General features: G+C 65.1%; 17 protein-coding genes. 13 read left to right on the top strand and 4 right to left on the bottom strand.

Annotation, left to right across the window (positions count from 1 at the left end):
• Positions 1-15: 15 nt before the first annotated feature.
• The 3 genes from fba (at position 16) to ACF66B_RS19010 (ending at position 3,140) form a co-directional block, all read left to right on the top strand.
• Positions 16-1,095 carry a class II fructose-bisphosphate aldolase gene (fba, locus tag ACF66B_RS19020; protein ID WP_111430698.1) on the top strand — a complete coding sequence of 360 codons (1,080 nt, stop codon included), beginning with the start codon at positions 16-18 and terminating at the stop codon, positions 1,093-1,095.
• A gap of 122 nt (positions 1,096-1,217) precedes the next feature.
• The gene (locus ACF66B_RS19015) at positions 1,218-2,672 is read left to right on the top strand and encodes a form I ribulose bisphosphate carboxylase large subunit (protein WP_392665107.1); all 1,455 of its coding nucleotides are present in this window, start codon (positions 1,218-1,220) and stop codon (positions 2,670-2,672) included.
• Positions 2,673-2,750: 78 nt separating this feature from the next.
• Positions 2,751-3,140, top strand: a complete 390-nt coding sequence (locus ACF66B_RS19010) for a ribulose bisphosphate carboxylase small subunit (RefSeq protein ID WP_111430696.1) — start codon at positions 2,751-2,753, stop codon at positions 3,138-3,140.
• Here ACF66B_RS19010 and ACF66B_RS19005 read toward each other — a convergent pair.
• The gene (locus ACF66B_RS19005; protein ID WP_111430695.1) at positions 3,082-3,432 is read right to left on the bottom strand and encodes a hypothetical protein; all 351 of its coding nucleotides are present in this window, start codon (positions 3,430-3,432) and stop codon (positions 3,082-3,084) included. The two genes, ACF66B_RS19010 and ACF66B_RS19005, sit on opposite strands and share 59 nt — an antisense overlap.
• Positions 3,433-3,485: 53 nt before the next feature.
• Between ACF66B_RS19005 and cbbX the strand changes: the two genes are divergently transcribed.
• The 4 genes from cbbX (at position 3,486) to ACF66B_RS18985 (ending at position 7,187) form a co-directional block, all read left to right on the top strand.
• Positions 3,486-4,412 (top strand): CbbX protein, encoded by a 927-nt coding sequence (gene cbbX, locus ACF66B_RS19000; RefSeq protein WP_111430694.1) that lies wholly within the window; start codon positions 3,486-3,488, stop codon positions 4,410-4,412.
• Complete coding sequence (gene rpe, locus ACF66B_RS18995) at positions 4,409-5,110, top strand: ribulose-phosphate 3-epimerase (RefSeq protein WP_111430693.1); 702 nt, start codon at positions 4,409-4,411, stop codon at positions 5,108-5,110. The genes cbbX and rpe overlap by 4 nt, the downstream gene beginning before the upstream one ends.
• Positions 5,111-5,218: 108 nt before the next feature.
• Positions 5,219-6,400, top strand: a complete 1,182-nt coding sequence (locus ACF66B_RS18990) for a patatin-like phospholipase family protein (protein WP_111430692.1) — start codon at positions 5,219-5,221, stop codon at positions 6,398-6,400.
• A 4-nt stretch (positions 6,401-6,404) separates the two neighbouring features.
• Complete coding sequence (locus tag ACF66B_RS18985) at positions 6,405-7,187, top strand: 3-hydroxybutyrate dehydrogenase (protein WP_111430691.1); 783 nt, start codon at positions 6,405-6,407, stop codon at positions 7,185-7,187.
• A gap of 17 nt (positions 7,188-7,204) precedes the next feature.
• Here ACF66B_RS18985 and ACF66B_RS18980 read toward each other — a convergent pair whose 3' ends face one another.
• On the bottom strand, positions 7,205-7,531 hold the full coding sequence (locus tag ACF66B_RS18980) for a GIY-YIG nuclease family protein (RefSeq protein ID WP_111430690.1): 327 nt from the start codon (positions 7,529-7,531) through the stop codon (positions 7,205-7,207).
• A 109-nt stretch (positions 7,532-7,640) separates the two neighbouring features.
• Between ACF66B_RS18980 and ACF66B_RS18975 the strand changes: the two genes are divergently transcribed.
• Complete coding sequence (locus ACF66B_RS18975; RefSeq protein ID WP_111430689.1) at positions 7,641-8,219, top strand: DUF2239 family protein; 579 nt, start codon at positions 7,641-7,643, stop codon at positions 8,217-8,219.
• A 7-nt stretch (positions 8,220-8,226) separates the two neighbouring features.
• Here the strand turns inward: ACF66B_RS18975 and ACF66B_RS18970 are convergent, their stop codons facing one another.
• Positions 8,227-8,526 carry a CcdB family protein gene (locus ACF66B_RS18970; RefSeq protein WP_162683334.1) on the bottom strand — a complete coding sequence of 100 codons (300 nt, stop codon included), beginning with the start codon at positions 8,524-8,526 and terminating at the stop codon, positions 8,227-8,229.
• 9 nt (positions 8,527-8,535) lie between these two features.
• A complete protein-coding gene (locus ACF66B_RS18965; protein ID WP_111430687.1) occupies positions 8,536-8,766 on the bottom strand; it encodes a type II toxin-antitoxin system CcdA family antitoxin in 231 nt (76 codons plus the stop codon).
• A gap of 224 nt (positions 8,767-8,990) precedes the next feature.
• Here ACF66B_RS18965 and ACF66B_RS18960 point away from each other — a divergent pair, with 224 nt between their 5' ends.
• The 5 genes from ACF66B_RS18960 (at position 8,991) to treY (ending at position 18,246) form a co-directional block, all read left to right on the top strand.
• Positions 8,991-10,154, top strand: a complete 1,164-nt coding sequence (locus tag ACF66B_RS18960) for an MFS transporter (RefSeq protein ID WP_111430686.1) — start codon at positions 8,991-8,993, stop codon at positions 10,152-10,154.
• A gap of 205 nt (positions 10,155-10,359) precedes the next feature.
• A complete protein-coding gene (locus ACF66B_RS18955) occupies positions 10,360-11,478 on the top strand; it encodes a polysaccharide pyruvyl transferase family protein (protein ID WP_111430685.1) in 1,119 nt (372 codons plus the stop codon).
• A 166-nt stretch (positions 11,479-11,644) separates the two neighbouring features.
• Entirely contained in the window at positions 11,645-13,735 is a 2,091-nt protein-coding gene (gene glgX / locus ACF66B_RS18950) for a glycogen debranching protein GlgX (protein WP_111430684.1), read from the top strand.
• Positions 13,732-15,540 carry a malto-oligosyltrehalose trehalohydrolase gene (gene treZ / locus ACF66B_RS18945; RefSeq protein WP_111430683.1) on the top strand — a complete coding sequence of 603 codons (1,809 nt, stop codon included), beginning with the start codon at positions 13,732-13,734 and terminating at the stop codon, positions 15,538-15,540. Before glgX ends, treZ begins: the two co-directional genes overlap by 4 nt.
• Positions 15,541-15,582: 42 nt before the next feature.
• Positions 15,583-18,246 carry a malto-oligosyltrehalose synthase gene (gene treY, locus ACF66B_RS18940; protein WP_111430682.1) on the top strand — a complete coding sequence of 888 codons (2,664 nt, stop codon included), beginning with the start codon at positions 15,583-15,585 and terminating at the stop codon, positions 18,244-18,246.
• Positions 18,247-18,274: the final 28 nt, after the last annotated feature.

The following is an 18,274-nucleotide window of genomic DNA, read 5'->3' as shown; positions in this document are numbered from 1 at the left end:
CAGGGAGACCCACGCATGGCACTCATCACGCTGAGACAACTGCTCGACGACGCCGCCGACCGCAACTACGGCGTCCCGGCCTTCAACATCAACAACATGGAGCAGGGGCTCGCGATCATGAAGGCGGCGCGAAGCTGCGATGCCCCCGTGATCCTGCAAGCGAGCCGCGGCGCCCGTTCCTATGCCGGCGACATCATGCTGCGCCACATGGTCGAGGCTCTGGCCGAGATGAACCCGGACATCCCCGTGTGCCTCCATCAGGATCACGGCAACAATGAGGCGACCTGCCTCTCGGCCATCCGGCACGGCTTCACCTCGGTGATGATGGACGGCTCGCTCGAGGCCGACATGAAGACCCCTGCCTCCTACGACTACAACGTCGCGATCACCGCCCGCGTCGCGGACGCGGCCCATGCAGTGGGGGCGAGCGTCGAGGGCGAACTCGGCGTGCTGGGCAGCCTCGAGACCGGCGAGGCCGCGGCGGAGGACGGATCGGGGGCGGAAGGCACCCTCTCCCACGATCAGCTCCTGACCGACCCGGATCAGGCCGTCGACTTCGTGATGAAGACCCGCTGCGACGCCCTCGCCATCGCCTGCGGCACCAGCCACGGCGCCTACAAGTTCTCCCGCAAGCCCGATGGCGAGATCCTCGCGATGTCCACCATCGAGGCGATCCACGAGAAACTGCCCTCGACGCATCTGGTGATGCATGGCTCCTCCTCGGTGCCGCAGTATCTCCAGGATCTCATCAACGCGTCGGGCGGCGACATGCCGCAGACCTGGGGCGTCCCCGTCGAGGAAATCGAGCGCGGCATCGCCATGGGCGTGCGCAAGGTCAACATCGACACCGATTGCCGCATGGCGATGACCGGCCAGTTCCGCAAGGTCGCGATGGACAAGCCGAAGGAATTCGACCCCCGCAAGTTCCTGATTCCGGCGATGAAGGAACTCGAAGACCTCTGCCGCGACCGGTTCGAACGGTTCGGCACCGCCGGAAATGCCTCCCGGATCAAGGTGATCCCGATGGATGAAATGGCGGCACGCTACGCAAGCGGCGTGCTCGATCCGAGGATCTCCGCCGCCGTGGCGGCCTGAACCGAAGCGCCGCGGCGACACGCCGCATCAATGGCCCGAATGAACGACCGAAGCGAATGCGATGGGCGCAGCTCCTCGCACCAGGACACTCTTATCCGAAAGGGAAACGCCCCATGAACAAGATGTCAGACCCGAAGGAAATCCGCGGCAAGGAACGCTACAAGGCCGGCGTCCTCAAATACGCCCAGATGGGCTACTGGGATGGCGACTACGAGCCGAAGGACACCGACATCCTCGCGCTTTTCCGCATCACGCCGCAGGATGGCGTCGATCCCGTCGAGGCAGCAGCGGCGGTCGCGGGCGAAAGCTCCACCGCCACCTGGACCGTGGTCTGGACCGATCGCCTGACCGACTGCGAGCGCTACCGGGCCAAGGCCTACCGGGTCGAACCCGTGCCCGGCCAGGAAGGCCAGTTCTTCGCCTACATCGCCTATGACCTGATCCTCTTCGAGGAAGGCTCGATCGCGAACCTCACCGCGTCGATCATCGGCAACGTCTTCGGCTTCAAGCCCCTGAAGGCGCTCCGGCTCGAGGACATGCGCTTCCCGGTCGCCTACTGCAAGACCTTCAAGGGCGCGCCCACCGGCATCGTCGTCGAACGCGAACGGCTCGACAAGTTCGGCCGCCCCCTCCTCGGCGCGACCACCAAGCCGAAGCTCGGCCTCTCGGGCAAGAACTACGGCCGCGTTGTCTACGAGGGCCTCAAGGGCGGGCTCGACTTCATGAAGGACGACGAGAACATCAACTCGCAGCCCTTCATGCACTGGCGCGACCGCTTCCTCTACTGCATGGAGGCCGTCAACAAGGCGAGCGCCGAGACCGGAGAGGTCAAGGGCCACTACCTCAACGTCACGGCGGGGACGATGGAGGAGATGTATCGCCGCGCCGAGTTCGCCAAGGAGCTCGGATCGGTCATCGTGATGATCGACCTCGTGATCGGCTACACGGCCATCCAGTCGATGAGCGAATGGTGCCGGCAGAACGACATGATCCTGCACCTCCACCGCGCGGGCCACGGCACATACACCCGCCAGAAGACCCATGGCGTGAGCTTCCGAGTCATCGCCAAGTGGATGCGGCTCGCGGGCGTCGACCACCTGCACGCGGGCACGGCCGTCGGCAAGCTCGAGGGCGATCCGCCCACGGTTCAGGGTTTCTACAACGTCCTGCGCGAGCGGCACAACGAGGTGGACCTGCGGCGCGGGATCTACTTCGAGCAGGACTGGGCCGATCTGCGCAAGGTCATGCCGGTGGCCTCCGGCGGCATCCACGCCGGTCAGATGCACCAGCTTCTCGACCTCTTCGGCGATGACGTGGTGCTCCAGTTCGGCGGCGGCACGATCGGCCACCCGATGGGCATCCAGGCCGGCGCGACCGCAAACCGCGTGGCGCTCGAAGCCATGGTGCTCGCCCGCAACGAGGGCCGCGACATCGCGAACGAAGGCCCGGAGATCCTGCGCGCCGCCGCCAAGTGGTGCAAGCCGCTCGAGGCCGCGCTCGATACCTGGGGCAACATCACCTTCAACTACACCTCGACCGACACGCCCGACTACGTGCCGACACCCGTCCCCGCCTGATTCCGGCCAGCGCCCGGCAGCAACGCCGGGCAGCGCCAGAGAGCAGGACAGGCCGCAAATCCAAAGGAGACCAATCCCATGCGCATCACCCAGGGCGCCTTCAGCTTCCTCCCCGATCTCGATGACACCCAGATCACCGCGCAGGTCGAGTATTGTCTGCAAAACGGCTGGGCGATCGGCATCGAGCATACCGACGATCCCCATCCCCGGAACACCTACTGGGAAATGTTCGGCAACCCGATGTTCGACCTCCGCGACGCCAAGGGCGTGATGATGGAGCTCGAGGAGTGCCGCAAGGCACATCCCGACGCCTACATCCGCATCAACGCCTTCGATGCAACCGGCGGTTTCGAGACCGTGCGGCTTTCCTTCATCGTCAACCGCCCCGCCGAGGAGCCGACCCTGCGCCTCACCCGGACGGACGTGCGCGGCCGGACGATGAACTACGCCCTCTCCGCCGCTCGATGAGCCGCAGCAGGGAGAGCACGATGACCGCCAGCACCGTGGCCATCCCTGCAAGCGCGAACGGACCGGCGCCGGCGGCGAGCCCGATCGCCCCGGCAAGCCACATGGCCGCGCCCGCCGCCCCCGCCTCGATGATGCGCGTCGGGTCCGTGGTCCCGGTGGCGCTGAACCGCGCGAAGAGCTCGAAGGAGATCAGCAAATGGGTCCGGCGGCCCGCGGCGATACCCCGCCGCGGCGCCGCCACCGGCCAGGGCATCTGCATCTTGTCCTGCGCCAGAACCAAATCTGTTGCCATACGGATTCCATATCATTTCCATATCGATTCCATACGCTCCGGAGGAGCCTGAGATGAGCCTCGACACCACCGAAACCACCCCGCCGCAAAAGATCGATCTCCGGGCCGAATTTGAAAGTTCGGGTGTCGCCGAGGTGCTCCGGGACCTGGATCGAGAGCTCGTCGGTCTCGCACCGGTCAAGCAACGCATCCGTGAAACCGCCGCACTGCTCCTGGTCGATCGAGCCCGCCGCACAATGGGTCTCGCGCAGGAAACGCCGACGCTCCACATGAGCTTCTCCGGCAACCCCGGCACCGGCAAGACCACCGTCGCGCTCAAGATGGCGGGCCTCCTCCACCGTCTCGGCTATGTCCGCAAGGGCCACCTCGTCTCCGTCACCCGCGACGATCTCGTCGGCCAGTACATCGGCCACACCGCCCCGAAGACCAGGGAAGTGCTCAAGAAGGCCATGGGGGGTGTGCTCTTCATCGACGAGGCCTACTACCTCTATCGCCCTGATAACGAACGGGATTATGGTCAGGAAGCCATCGAGATCCTGCTCCAGGTCATGGAGAACAATCGCGACGATCTCGTGGTAATCATGGCCGGATACGCCGACCGCATGGACCGCTTCTTCACCGCCAATCCCGGGTTCCGCTCGCGTATCGCCCATCACATCGAGTTTCCCGACTACACCGACGGAGAACTCGGGGAGATCGCGGAAAACATGCTCGACGCTCAGAACTACCGCCTCGATGCGGGCGGCAGGACTGCGATAGCCGACTATATCGCGCTCCGCCGCGCCCAGCCGCATTTCGCCAATGCCCGGTCGATCCGGAATGCTCTTGACAGGGCGCGCCTGCGGCAAGCAAACCGCCTCTTCGAGACATCGCGAGGCCCATTGAACGCCGAGGCGCTCAGCACGATAACAGAGGATGACATCCGCCAGAGCCGCGTCTTCCGCGGCGGACTGGACGTCGACCGGGAGAAAACGACATGACCTTCGACCGCAACATCAAGATCGCCCCCTCGATCCTCTCGGCCGACTTCGCGAATTTCGGCGCCGAGTGTCAGGCCATCGAAAGCCAGGGCTGTGACTGGGTGCATGTCGATGTGATGGACGGCCATTTCGTCCCCAACCTCACGTTCGGTCCGGCGATGTGCAAGGCGATCCGCCCGCATGTCAGAACGGTCATGGACGTACATCTGATGATCGCGCCGGTCGATCCCTACATCGAAGCCTTTGCCGAAGCCGGGGCGGACATCATCACCGCCCATGCCGAGGCCGGTCCGCATATCCACCGCACGCTGCAGGCGATCCGCACCTCCGGCGCGAAGGCGGGCCTTGCCCTCAATCCCGGCACACCCGCAGAAGCGATCGATTATCTCCTCGACATGATCGATCTTGTCTGCGTGATGACGGTGAACCCGGGCTTTGGCGGCCAGAAGTTCATTCATTCACAGGTCGAGAAGGTTCGGACACTCCGCGCCCGCATCGGCGACCGGCCAATCCATATCGAGATCGACGGCGGCGTCGATCCGACCACCGCGCCCCTTGTCGTCGAAGCAGGCGCCGATGTTCTCGTTGCCGGCTCAGCGGTCTTCAAGGGCGGCTCGGTCGGGAAACCCGAGGTCTACGGCGAGAACATCCGCGCGATCCGAGAGGCCGCCGCGAAGGCCCTTCGCGCTGCAGCCTGATCCCGGTGATTTCTTAAATATCCTTCACGTTGCGGCCACACTGTCGCAAGAATGAAGTAACACCTAGTCTCCATGACATCGCATTGAACGATGCAGGGAGACCGAGGGATGAATCAGGAGAATCAGGCCGAGTTGACCGCGCTCGTCCTACAGGGCGGCGGAGCACTCGGCGCGTATCAGGCCGGAGCATACACCGTTCTTGCCCAAGGCGGTCACGAGCCTGACTGGCTGGCCGGGGTTTCGATCGGTGCGATCAACTCCGCACTCATTGCCGGCAATCCCCCGCAGCGTCGCGTCGAAAGGCTTGAGGCCTTCTGGACGCTGGCGACCTCCGGGCTGCCTTTCACCGCACCTCTCGCCATCCAGGGTCTCCGGCCCTTCATCAATGAGGCCTCTGCCTTCGAGGTGATGTTGGAGGGCGTTCCTGGGTTCTTTACGCCGCGCGCCCTGCCGGCCCCGTTTCAGCCTTCGGGAAGCCCCGGAGCCATCAGTTTCTACGACACAAGCCCGCTGCGCCGGACCCTGCTGGAACTCGTCGATTTCGACTATCTCAACAGCCAGGGGCCCCGGCTCAGCGTTGGTGCGGTCGATATCGAGACCGGGAACTTCGTCTTCTTCGATTCTCACGAAATGCGGATTGGCCCGGAGCATGTGATGGCAAGCGGCGCGCTCCCGCCGGGTTTCCCGCCTGTCGAGGTGGGCGGGCGGTTCTACTGGGATGGCGGTCTTGTCTCCAACACCCCTCTCGAACACATCTTCGAACACGCGCCGGCCGAACCGCTCTGCGTCTTTCAGTTCGATCTCTTCGATGCCCGCGGAACGGGCCCGAAGGATCTCTTCGAGGTCGCGCAGCGCGAGAAGGATATCCGCTTCTCGAGCCGGACCCGCCTCAACACCGACCGCTTCCGCGAGCGGCACGACATCGCCGCGGCCGCAAAACGCCTGCATGACCGCCTGCCGCCGGAACTGCGCGACGATCCGGATCTTCTCGCCCTCTGCGATGCCGGACCGCGTGGCGCGGTAACGCTGATGCATCTCATCTATCGCAAGCGCAATTATGAGGGGCAGTCGAAGGACTACGAATTCTCGCGCCGCTCGATGCGGGAACACTGGGCGGCGGGCGCCGACGATGCCGCCCGCGCCATCCGTCATCCGGACTGGGTCTCGCGCAAGGCTCCGACGAATGGCCTTCTCATCTTCGATCTCGGCGAACGTGATCGCCACCAGAAGCGCAGCAGAGACGCGGCTTCCGGCACGCGGAACACCCGGATCAAAAAAACGAAAGGGTAAGACAATGAACCTCAAGGGAAAACGCGCGCTCATCACGGGCTCCGCGAGCGGCATCGGTCACGGCATCGCCAAGCGTTTCGTTGCGGATGGCGCAAAAGTCGCGATTGCCGATCTCAGCCTGGTTGCGGCCGAGCGTACCGCGAAGGAACTCACCGAAATGGGTCCGGGAGAAGCGCTCGCCCTCGAGATGAACGTGACCGACGAGGCGGCCGTAAACGCAGGCGTGGCCGAAATGGTGAAGGTCTGGGGCGGGATCGACGTGCTCGTTTCGAACGCCGGGATCCAGATCGTTCACAAGCTCGAGGATTTTCCGTTCAACGAATGGAAGAAGCTGCTCTCGATCCACCTCGATGGTGCGTTCCTCACATCAAAAGCCGTGCTCCCGCATATGTACGAGGCGGGATCCGGTTCGATCATCTTCATGGGATCCGTCCATTCGAAGGAAGCGTCCCCCCTCAAGTCCGCCTACGTTACGGCAAAACACGGCCTGCTTGGACTGGCCCGCGTCATTTCCAAAGAGGGTGCCGAACATGGCGTTCGGGCGAACGTGATCTGTCCGGGCTTCGTCAAGACCCCGCTTGTCGAGAAGCAGATTCCCGAACAGGCCAAGGCACTCGGCATTTCGGAGAAGGAAGTGGTGGAGAAGATCATGCTCGGCGACACGGTCGATACCGAGTTCACCACCATCGAGGACGTGGCGAATGTCGCCTGGCTTTTCGCGGCCTTCCCCACCAACGCGCTTACTGGCCAGTCACTCGTCGTGAGCCACGGCTGGTACATGAACTGATCGCCGACAGCGCGGCCTCAGATCCGCGATGCTTCCAGCGCCTCGAGCCAGTGCGCGAGGCGCTCCTTCAGGACGCGCGGGCGCGCCAGCGCAGGCACGTCCTCGCCAAGTGCCTCGATCGGCTCGAAGGTGAGGGCATCCCCCCCGGAACGGTTCCACGCGGCCTGAAGCGCGGCATTGGGGTTCGTGCCCTGGCGCAGTGTGAAGAACTGCCGATTGGCGATCTTGTCGAGCGACGGCGTTGCGCCAACCCAGATCTTCCCCGTCGCGGCGCACCGAATCGCATAGATTCCTGCCGGCGCTTCGCGCTCCTTGTAGCGCCGGATCTCCGCCTTTCTGTCCATGGCTCCGATCTCCTGACCCCGCCCTAATTTCAGCTGGCGGACTATTTTACCCGGGCAAATATTGCAAGAATAATTTTGCCCGGGTATAAATTATTCGAAGGAGAGCCCGATGCCAGATTGCCATGAGAAGATCTTCACCCTGTTTCGGGACAACAGGCGTCTCGCGCGCGGTCCCCTGCGCGAGATTGCGCGACGCGCCCGTGGCGCGATGGAAGAGGGCGGCGCGACCTTGCAGATCTTTGATGACGCCACCGGGAAGCCCGTCGATCTCGACATTCGGGAAGCACAGGACGAATTGCCTGCCACTCCGCCGGAGCCACTGGAACCGGCGCCCCGGCCGCGCGGGCGGCCCAGGCTGGGCGTGGTGGCCAGGGAAGTCACCCTGCTACCCCGACATTGGGACTGGCTTGCAACCCAGCCGGGCGGCGCGAGCCAGACGCTGCGCAGACTGGTCGACGCCGCGCGCCGTGCCGATAACGGGCGAAGCCAACAGCGTGCAGCCATCGACGCCGCGTCGCGCTTCATGTGGGCAATTGCCGGCGATCTGCCGAATTTCGAGGAAGCCACCCGCGCGCTTTTTGCCAATGACCACGCGCGGCTCGAAACCCTGATGTCAGACTGGCCGGGAGACATTTGCGCCCATGTGCTCACACTGGCCGCTGGAGAAGGCCTTCCGCCGCAACTGTGACGCGCATTCAGACGCCCGCAAGCAGGATATCGAGCGCCCGCACAATGTCGTCGCGCATCGGGGCAAGCGACCCCACCCGCTCGCCGAGCTCCGGGAGCGCGAGCGTTGCGAGAAGCTGCGGCATCAGCACCACGCGTTCCGCCCCCATCTGGAACTCCGGATTGAGCCCTCGCATCGGCGGCCCGGCCCGGCCCACAGGCAGAAGTGGCGCGACCACACGGGTCCGTACCGCATCGAGCAGATCGTTCTGGATCACCACGACGAGCATGCCGTCGGACATGCGAAAGACATCAAATTGCTGCGCCACGCACCCGCCTCAGAACTTGCGCCGGGATGCGAGGGGGACGCCTTCGGCCTCGATATAGGCATTGAAGCCTGCGATCGCGGCTGCGTTCTCTGCCTGCCAGCTCCGCATACGCGCCGCCCGGACAGCTTCAGTGAGCCCAGCCTCCGCCGCCCGCGAGATATTCACGCCGAGCGCCCTGGCTTCGTCGAGCAATTGCCGGTCCAGCGTCAGGCTCGTGGAGCGTCTCTGCGCAATTCCCATACGCCCCTCCTGTAAGGGTATTCATTACATGCCAGAACATACCGCAAATTATGCGGCATGCCAATCCGGTAACCCGCTGCCCCTGCGACTTCCGCATCACATGAAGCGCTGAATTGCGCGGCTCGGCCTTGCACGTCTGCACGCGGGAGCATTAGCCTCCGGCATGGCGCGGCAACGCCGGATCCGGCCCGCGCCAGAGTCCCTTTAGACCCCCGGAGCTTCTCATGACGCCGCAAACCCGCCAGGCGCGCCTTACCGTCCTGTCTCTCGCCGTTGGCGCGTTCGCAATCGCCGTGTCGGAATTCGCAACAATGGGCCTCCTGCCCTATTACGCCAAGGGTCTTGGCGTTACCGAACCGGTCGCAGGTCATGCGGTCAGCGCCTATGCGCTCGGTGTCGTGATCGGAGCTCCGATCCTCGCCGTGCTCGGGGCCCGTCTGCCGCGGCGGCTCCTTCTCATGCTGCTGATCGGCACTTTCTCGATCGCAAACCTCGCGGGCGCCTTCGCCCCCGGCATCGGCTGGCTGGTCACCGCCCGGGTGATCGCGGGCTTGCCGCATGGCGCGTTTCTCGGCATTGCCATGCTCGTTGCCGCCAATGCCCAGCCCAAGGAACGCCGGGCTGCGGGCGTAGCCCAGGTGATGCTCGGCCTCACGATTGCCAACGTGATCGGCGTCCCCGCGGCGGGTGCGGTCGGCCAGGCCTTCGGTTGGCGCACCTGTTTCGTGCTCGTCGCCGCCATCGGCCTCATTTCCGTCATGATGATCGGGCGCTTCGTGCCCAAGGGCCGGCCCGACCTTGCCGCCGGGCCGCTTCAGGAATTGGGCGCCTTCGCCAACCGCGCCGTCTGGCTCACGCTTCTGGTCGGCGCCATCGGCTTCGGCGGTATCTTCGCAGTCTATTCCTACTTCTCGGCCGCACTCATACAGGCCGCCCATGCCCCGGCCTGGGCGATACCGCTTGCCCTCTCCGCATTCGGGATAGGTGCGACCATCGGCACACCGATCGCCGGGCGGCTCGCCTCCTGGTCGATCTTCGGCGGCGCGGCGATACTGTTGGCCGGCATGACCATCACCCCGGCGTTCTATGCATTGGTGATGGGAAACTGGCCGCTCATGATCCTGATGGTCTTTCTCCTCGGAGCGACAGCCGGGGTCTTCATCCCGCTCCAGACACGCCTGATGGATGTAGCCGGCGATGCGCAGACCCTGGCCGCAGCGATGAACCATGCCGCCTTCAACCTCGCCAATGCGATCGGTCCCTTCCTCGCAGGCCTTGCCCTCGCGGCGGGATTCGGTTGGGCCTCCACCGGCTGGGTCGGCGCAGCCCTCGCGCTGGCCGGCCTCGCGGCACTGGGTCTCGCCTATTTCGACGCCAGACGCCGGTAGCCGCGGGGAATCTTTCCCCGCGGGGACGACTTTGCGAGGGCCATCGGCGGATCCCCGCATCACGCACATGTTATGCTTGACCGCTACACGCTTTGCGACTTCCATAGTCCGTTAACCATAACCGGACCCAGACGGGTGCCGGGAACGGTCCCGGGGTGGGGCACGATCGGGAAACCATCCGTGAAGGACGTGAAGGAGTCGGGCCATGACACAGCGCGTGGGCATACTGACGCTGCCACTGCACAACAACTACGGCGGCATCCTGCAAGCCGCCGCGCTCTACAAGGCGCTGGAAAACGCGGGAAAGACACCCGTGCTCCTCTCCAAGAAGGCCGAGCGGCCAATCTGGACCCGCGCGGCCCTGCGCGTTCTCCAGACCGTTCCGGGCCAGAACATCGGCGACCTGCGCGCCCGCGAACGGGAGCGCGCGATCCACTATCCGTTCATTGCCGAGCATCTCCCCAACAGGACCGGCATCCTGCGCACAAGAGAGCAGTTTTCCCGCGCTCTGCGTCAACTCGGTCTCGATGCAGTCGTCGTTGGCAGCGACCAGGTCTGGCGCTTCGAGTATCACGGCGATGACAACCACATGATCTACTTCCTCGATTTCGTGGAAGATCCGGGAGTGCGCCGAATCTCCTACGCCGCCTCCTTCGGCCAGAAGGACTGGGCCTATCCGCGCAAGACCGAGGAAGCCTCACGACTGCTGGCCCGCTTCGACGCTGTATCGGCCCGCGAGACAAGCGGCGTCCAGATCTGCCGGACCACCCTCGGGCGACCCGATGCCGCGCTCTGCCTCGACCCCACCCTGCTGCTCGATCGCGCGCACTATGCCGCAATCGCCGCCAAGGCTCCCCCGCCGCCACGCGGCGCCGTTCTCAACTACGTGCTCGACCGCACATCCTTCGCCCGCGACATCTGTGGCACGGTGATCGCCACCTGCCCCGGCATCGGACGGGCCAACGAGATCACGATCCGGAAGGGTGGCGCGAAACCTGATATCCCCGCCTGGCTCCGCGCCTTTCAGGACGCGAACTTCGTGGTGACGGATTCCTTCCACGGCACGGTGTTCTCGATCCTCTTCGAACGAAACTTCATCTCGATCCCGAATCGCGGCCGTGGTGTCGACCGTTTCACATCGCTGCTCGATCAACTCGGGCTCGCCGACCGGATCTTTACCGGCGATGACCCTGCCGAGGCCTCCGCAATCGCAGCCCGCCCGATCGACTACGCCACCGTCGGTGCCCGCCTTGACAGACTTCGCGAAAGCTCATCCGATTTCCTGCTCGGCGCGCTCAGCGAAGCCCGAGCCGAGGCCGCCTGAGGTCGGGACTGCACAAGCTCTGTACGGCCGGACATCCCGGCCGCACAGGAAAAACACGATCCTGCCTCCACGGGCCCCGGCACACCTTGCCATTCGCGCCCGGAGCTCCATCCTGCATGCAAGAAGCCCCGCCGGGAGGGGCACAACCTGAGCAGGAAGGCGAGGCATGGAAATCCAGGGCTACACGGTTAAGGAAGGAAGTCCCTTTCCGCTGGGCGCAACGTGGGACGGGTCCGGTGTCAACTTCGCCCTGTTTTCCGCCCATGCCAGCAAGGTGGAGCTCTGCCTCTTCGACAGCCGCGGCCGCCGGGAAATCGCGCGCGTTCCCCTGCCGGAATACACCCATGAAGTCTGGCACGGCTACCTGCCGGATGTCCGTCCGGGCCAGCTCTACGGCTATCGCGTGCATGGGCCGTACGAGCCGCACCACGGCCATCGCTTCAACCCCAACAAGCTCCTGCTCGATCCCTATGCCAAGCAGCTCGATGGCGAGATTCACTGGCATGACAGTGTCTTCGGCTACCGGATCGGGCACCGCTCCGCCGATCTCTCCTACGACCGTAGGAACTCCGCTTTCGTGATGCCGAAATGCGTGGTCGTTGACGCCGCCGTCACCTGGGGGCGGGATGCCCCGCCCGCACATCCCTGGGCCGAAACGATCATCTATGAAGCGCATGTGAAGGGGTTTACGGCGCTCAACGCCGAAATCCCCGACAAGCTCCGCGGAACCTTCTCCGGCCTCGCCGATCCGCGCGCGATCGACCATCTGGTGAAGCTCGGTGTCACCGCCGTCGAACTCATGCCGGTACAGGCCTTCTTCGATGACCGCTATCTGATCGAGAAGGGGCTGACCAACTACTGGGGCTACAACACCATCGGCTTCTTCGCCCCCGCGACGCGATACCTGTCGCCGGGCTCGGACCTGCACGAATTCAAGCTCATGGTCCGCAGACTCCACGAGGCGAACATCGAGGTGATCCTCGACGTGGTCTACAACCACACCGCCGAAGGCAACCAGATGGGCCCGACGCTCAGCTTCCGCGGCATAGACAACGCCTCCTACTACATTCTGGCGGACGACCCGCGCTACTATTATGACACCACCGGTTGCGGGAACACGGTCAACCTCAAGAACAACCGCGTCCTGCAGATGGTGATGGACAGCCTGCGCTACTGGGTCGAGACCTGCCATGTCGACGGGTTCCGCTTCGACCTCGCGAGCTCGCTCGGGCGCGACCGCGACACGTTCAGCTCGGACGCGACCTTTCTCGATGCGGTCCGGCAGGACCCGGTGCTCAGTCGCGTCAAGCTCATCGCCGAACCTTGGGACACCGGCCCCTATGGCTATCAGGTCGGGAACTTCCCCCCGGGCTGGGCCGAGTGGAACGACCAGTATCGCGACACGATACGCTCGTTCTGGAAGGGCGACGGAGGCCAGACTGCGGGTCTCTCGGCCAATCTCATGGGCTCCGCCGGTCTCTTCGACAAGCGCGGCCGCAGACCGTGGGCCAGCGTCAACTTCATCACCGCCCACGACGGCTTCACCCTGATGGACACGGTGTCCTACAACGACAAGCACAACGAGGCGAACGGCGAGGACAACCGCGACGGCCACGACGACAACAAGAGCTGGAACTGCGGCGCCGAAGGCCCGACCGAGGATGAGGAGGTTCTCGATCTCCGGGACCGCCTGCGCCGCGCAATGGCCGCGACAATGCTGCTCTCCCAAGGCACGCCGATGATCCTGATGGGCGACGAGATCGGCCGAACGCAGGACGGTAACAACAACACCTACTGTCAGGACGCGCCCGCGAACTGGCTCGATCTTTCGGGCATGTCCGAACGCGATGCTGCCTTCCGCGATTTCGTCGCCGCCATGATCGCGCTGCGCAAATCGAACGTGCTCTTCCGTTATCCCAACTACATCCACAACATTCCCGAAGGCCGCCCCCAGATCACCGCCTCCTGGCTGCGCCCCGACGGGGCTTCCATGGAACAGGAGGATTGGGACAATGGCGAAACGCGGACGCTCGCCATGATGCTCTCAACCCCGGAGCGCCGTGCACTCATGCTTTTCAATGCCCATTTCGAGCCGGTTGAGTTCAACCTTTCCGGCGCCGCCGGAGAGAGCCGCTGGTCGCTTCTGGTCGATACCGCGACCGGGCTTGCCTCCCGCGTCGGGCTGCCAGCGTCGCTCGAAACCCCGATCAGTGTCGAAGGCCGGAGCCTCAAGGTTCTGGAGGGCCGGACTCGATGAGCGGCGACGGATCCGCCATCACCCTCTGGGGCCCCCAGCTTCTCGACAAGGGCGCCCGCTTCCGCCTCTGGGCGCCCGGGCTTGCGTCCCTCTCGCTCCGGCATGGCGGAGCCGAGCATGCCATGCACGCCGCCGCTGAAGGGTGGTTCGACATCGAGATCGCCGCGGCCCGGCCCGGCGACCCCTATGCCTTCATCCTGCCGGATGGTCTCGCCGTGCCTGATCCCGCCGCCCGCGCGCAGGCCGACTCCGTCCACGACCCGTCTCGCCTCTGTGATCCTCATGCCTATGAGTGGCGCATCCCGGATTGGCCGGGGCGCCCATGGGAGGAGGCAGTCATCTCCGAGATCCACATCGGAACCTTTACTCCGGAGGGTACCTTTCGCGCCGCGATCGAGAAACTGCCTCATCTTGCCGAGACCGGCATCACCGCCGTCGAGATCATGCCCGTGGCCCAGTTCTCCGGCGAGCGCGGCTGGGGATACGACGGAGTGCTCCCCTTCGCCCCGCATCGCGCCTACGGCACGCCCGAGGACATGAAAGCCTTCATCGATGCCGCCCACGGGCATGGGCTCATGGTGCTGCTTGATGTCGTCTACAACCACTTCGGGCCCGACGGGAACTACATCCACGCCTACGCGCCGGACTTCTTCGATCCGGAGCGCGGCACGCCATGGGGAGCGGCGATAGACTACGCAAAATTCCCGGTCCGCCGCTTCTTCATCGAGAACGCGCTCTACTGGATCGAGGAGTTCCGCCTCGACGGCCTCCGGCTCGATGCCATCGACAATGTTCGCGATCCGGACTCCGACCCTGAAATCCTTGTCGAGATCGCCCGCGCGATCCGTGCGGCCTTCCCCGACCGCCGGATTCATCTGACCACCGAGGACAACCGCAACATCACCGCGCTGCATGAACGCGATCAGGAGGGTGGCGTGCCACTCTATACCGGCGAGTGGAACGACGACTTCCACAACATCGCGCATGTGATCGCAACCGGTGAGTCCGAAGGCTACTACGCCGATTTCACCGAAGACCGCTGGGCCAAGATGGCGCGCGCCCTGGCCGAAGGCTTTGTCTATCAGGGGGAGACCTCCCCCGTTAGCGGCGCGGCGCAGGGCCATCCTTCCACACACCTCCCGCCCGCAGCCTTCGTCGATTTTCTTCAGAACCACGACCAGACCGGAAACCGCGCTTTCGGCGAACGGCTCCTGCCTCTGGCCCCTGCGCCTCTCGTCCGGACCCTCACCGCAATCCTGCTGCTTTCGCCGCATATCCCGCTCCTTTTCATGGGCGAGGAATGGGGTGAAACGCGGCCTTTCGCCTTCTTCACCGATTTCGAGGGGGAGCTGGCGGAGATTGTCCGCGAGGGGCGCCGCCGCGAGTTCGGGGCCTTCGCCGCCTTCGAGGACCCGGCACTTCGCGCAACAATCCCGGACCCGAACGCGCTCTCGACCTTCACTGCCTCGAAGATCGACTGGCAGGCCGCCGAAAGCCCGGAGGGCACCGCGTGGCGGGCATTCGTCCGCGATCTTCTCGCCCAACGTGCGAAGACGATCACACCGCATCTCGCGGCCACGGGCGGCAACTGCGGCCGGATACTCGCGGCGGAGGAAGGCGTGATCGCGGTGTCCTGGGCCCTCGCCGGCCGCGCCGTTCACATGCGCGCAAACCTCACCGCGACATCGCGCGCGGCACCGGACCTGCCGGGCAAGCTGTTTCATGCCGAACAGGGCGCCGGGAAATCCGGCGACATGCCGCCGTATGGCACGGCCTTCACCACCGAGCTGCCCGCTCTGCCGTGAGCGCGGCATCCCCCGCTCGTTCGAGATTTCGAGGCGAAAGTGATGACAGAGACATCCCGTCCCTTCCCCCGTGCCACCTACCGGCTCCAGCTCCATGGCGGCTTCGGGTTTGCCGACGCGGCCGCGATCGCGCCCTATCTTGCGGATCTCGGCGTAAGCCACGTCTATCTCTCCCCGGTCTTCGCCGCACGGCCAGGCAGCACCCACGGCTATGACGGGATCGATCACAACCTGCTCAATCCCGAGCTCGGCGGCGCCGAAGGGTTCCGCACCATGGCGGACGCCTTCCGAGCCGAAGGCCTCGGCCTGCTGCTCGACTTTGTCCCGAACCACATGGGTATAGGCGGAAGCACGAACGCCTTCTGGCTATCGGTTCTCGAGTGGGGTCCCGAAAGCCCGCACGCGAGCCGTTTCGACATCGACTGGCGGAGCGGACATCCCGGCCTTTCGGGCCACGTGCTCATGCCCTTTCTTGGCGACAGTCTCGGCAATCTGCTCGGCACCGAGGCCCTGCGCCTCGCATATGATGACGACGGCTTCTTCATCCTTGCCCACGACACCCACCGCCTGCCCATCTGCCCCCGGTGCTATCCTGCAATACTCGGCTGCGCCCCGCGGCTCGCGGCGCATGCCAATGCCTTTGCCGCCGCCGGCGACACGCCCGGCGGAGATCCGGTATGGGGCCGCCTCAAGGCGGGTCTCGCCGCCGCCCATGCGGATGATCCCGAAACACGCGCCGGAATCGAAACCGCACTCGCGGCCCACAACGGCGATGCCGCCCGGCTCGGCACGCTTGCCGATGCGCAATTCTGGCGTGCCGCGAAGTTCACGCTCGCGAATGACGCCATAAACTACCGCCGCTTCTTCACCATTTCCGATCTCGCCGGCCTGCGCGTCGAGGAGCCCGAGATCTTCGAGGAAACCCACCGGCTCGTTCTCGCCCTCATTGCCGATGGCACGATCGACGGAATTCGCATCGACCACATCGACGGGCTCGCCGATCCGAAAGGCTACACCACGCGCCTCCGCGCAAGAGCAGCGCGCCCTTTCTGGCTGCTCGTCGAGAAGATCCTCGCCCCAGGCGAAACCCTGCCGGAAAGCTGGCAGACCGATGGAACCACCGGCTACGAAGTCACCAACCTTCTCGCGGGCCTCCTCATCAACCCCGACTCCGGCCCCGAGCTTGTCCGCCTTTGGCGCGAGGTCACCGGCCGCCGGGAAAAGGCCCATGACATCGTGCTCGACGGCAAGCGCGCCATCCTCGAAGGCCCGATGGCCGCGGAATGCGAGGCGCTGACCTCCCGGCTGCATACCCTTGCCCGCGGGGACCGCCGCACCGCCGATCTTGGCCGCAGCGCGCTTCGCGCCGGGCTCATCGAGGTGATCGCAGCCTTCGGTGTCTACCGCACCTATGCCGATGCCAATGGTCTGCCCGCAGAGGACTGTCCGAGGATCGAAGCCGCAATCGCTGCTGCCCGCACCGCCCTGCCCGGCATCGAGAGCGGGATTTTCGAGTTCCTGCGGAGCGTTCTCACGCTCGATCTCGCCCGTGCGCGACCCGACGCCGAGCGCGCGATCCATGCCGCAGCCACCTGCTTCCAGCAGCTCAGCGGCCCGGTCATGGCTAAGGGGCTCGAGGACACGGCCCTCTATCGCTGGAATCCGATGATTGCGCTCAACGAGGTCGGCAGTGAACCCGGCTCCGCGCCGGTCACGCCCGAGGCCTTCCACGCCGCCAACACCGCGCGACAGCTTCGCGAGCCCCGCGCAATGCTAACCACCTCGACCCACGACACCAAACGCGGTGAAGACGCGCGGATGCGCATCGCAGCACTCACCTTCCACTTGCCCGAATGGGAGAAGTCGGTGGCCCACTGGCGGGAACTGCTCGCCGACCGGGAGAGGCCGGTCGATCCCAACGAGGAATACTTCTTCTATCAGCTGCTTCTCGGCGCGTGGCCTTTTGAATGGCGCGACCTGCCCGCGGCGGAGGCGCTCGAAGCCTTCCGTATTCGTGTAACCGAAGCCATGCTGAAATCGGCCCGCGAGGCCGGTGCCAACACCCGCTGGGTTCAGGGCGACCCGGCCTATGAGGATGCGCTTTCCGCGCTCGTAGCCCGCGCCCTGGAACGCGACGGCGCATTCCTTTCGGCTTTCCGCACCTTCGAGGCCCGGATCGCTCCGGATGCCCTCCGGCTATCGCTGGCGCAGACCGCGCTCAAGCTCACGGCGCCAGGCGTACCAGATATCTATCAGGGCGCTGAGCTCTGGGAGCAGAGCCTCGTCGATCCAGACAACCGCAGGCCCGTCGATTTCGCGCTCCGCGCGGAACACCTCGCCACGGAGCTCCCTGAAACCGTGCGCACCACCGAGGCCAGCTGGGATGGTCGCGAAAAGCTTGCGCTTACGGCAAGCCTTCTCCGCTTCCGCCGCGCCCGGCCCCGGCTCTTTGCCGAGGGCACCTACGAGCCGATCGAAACCGGCTGCGGCCGCATCATCGCCTTTCGCCGCGCGACGCCGGAAACCGAGCTCTTTGTCGGTGTCGCTCTGCCGCCTGAAACCCGCGGACCCGGCGCCGCGCTGGCGGCCGTGGCCTGCGCTCCGGGCTGGACGGACGTTCTGACCGGCGCGGATCTCTCCCGCGAGGAAATCCCCGAGGCCTTCGCTGAAAGGCCGATTGCCATTCTCGTTTCCAGGCGACCTTGACGCTCCCCGGACCCATTGCCATCAAGGT

Origin of the sequence: Amaricoccus sp. B4 (assembly GCF_043226085.1) — a bacterium.
GTDB lineage: Bacteria > Pseudomonadota > Alphaproteobacteria > Rhodobacterales > Rhodobacteraceae > Amaricoccus.
Note: the sequence above shows the minus strand (reverse complement) of the source record. Positions and strands in the feature narration are given on the sequence as shown.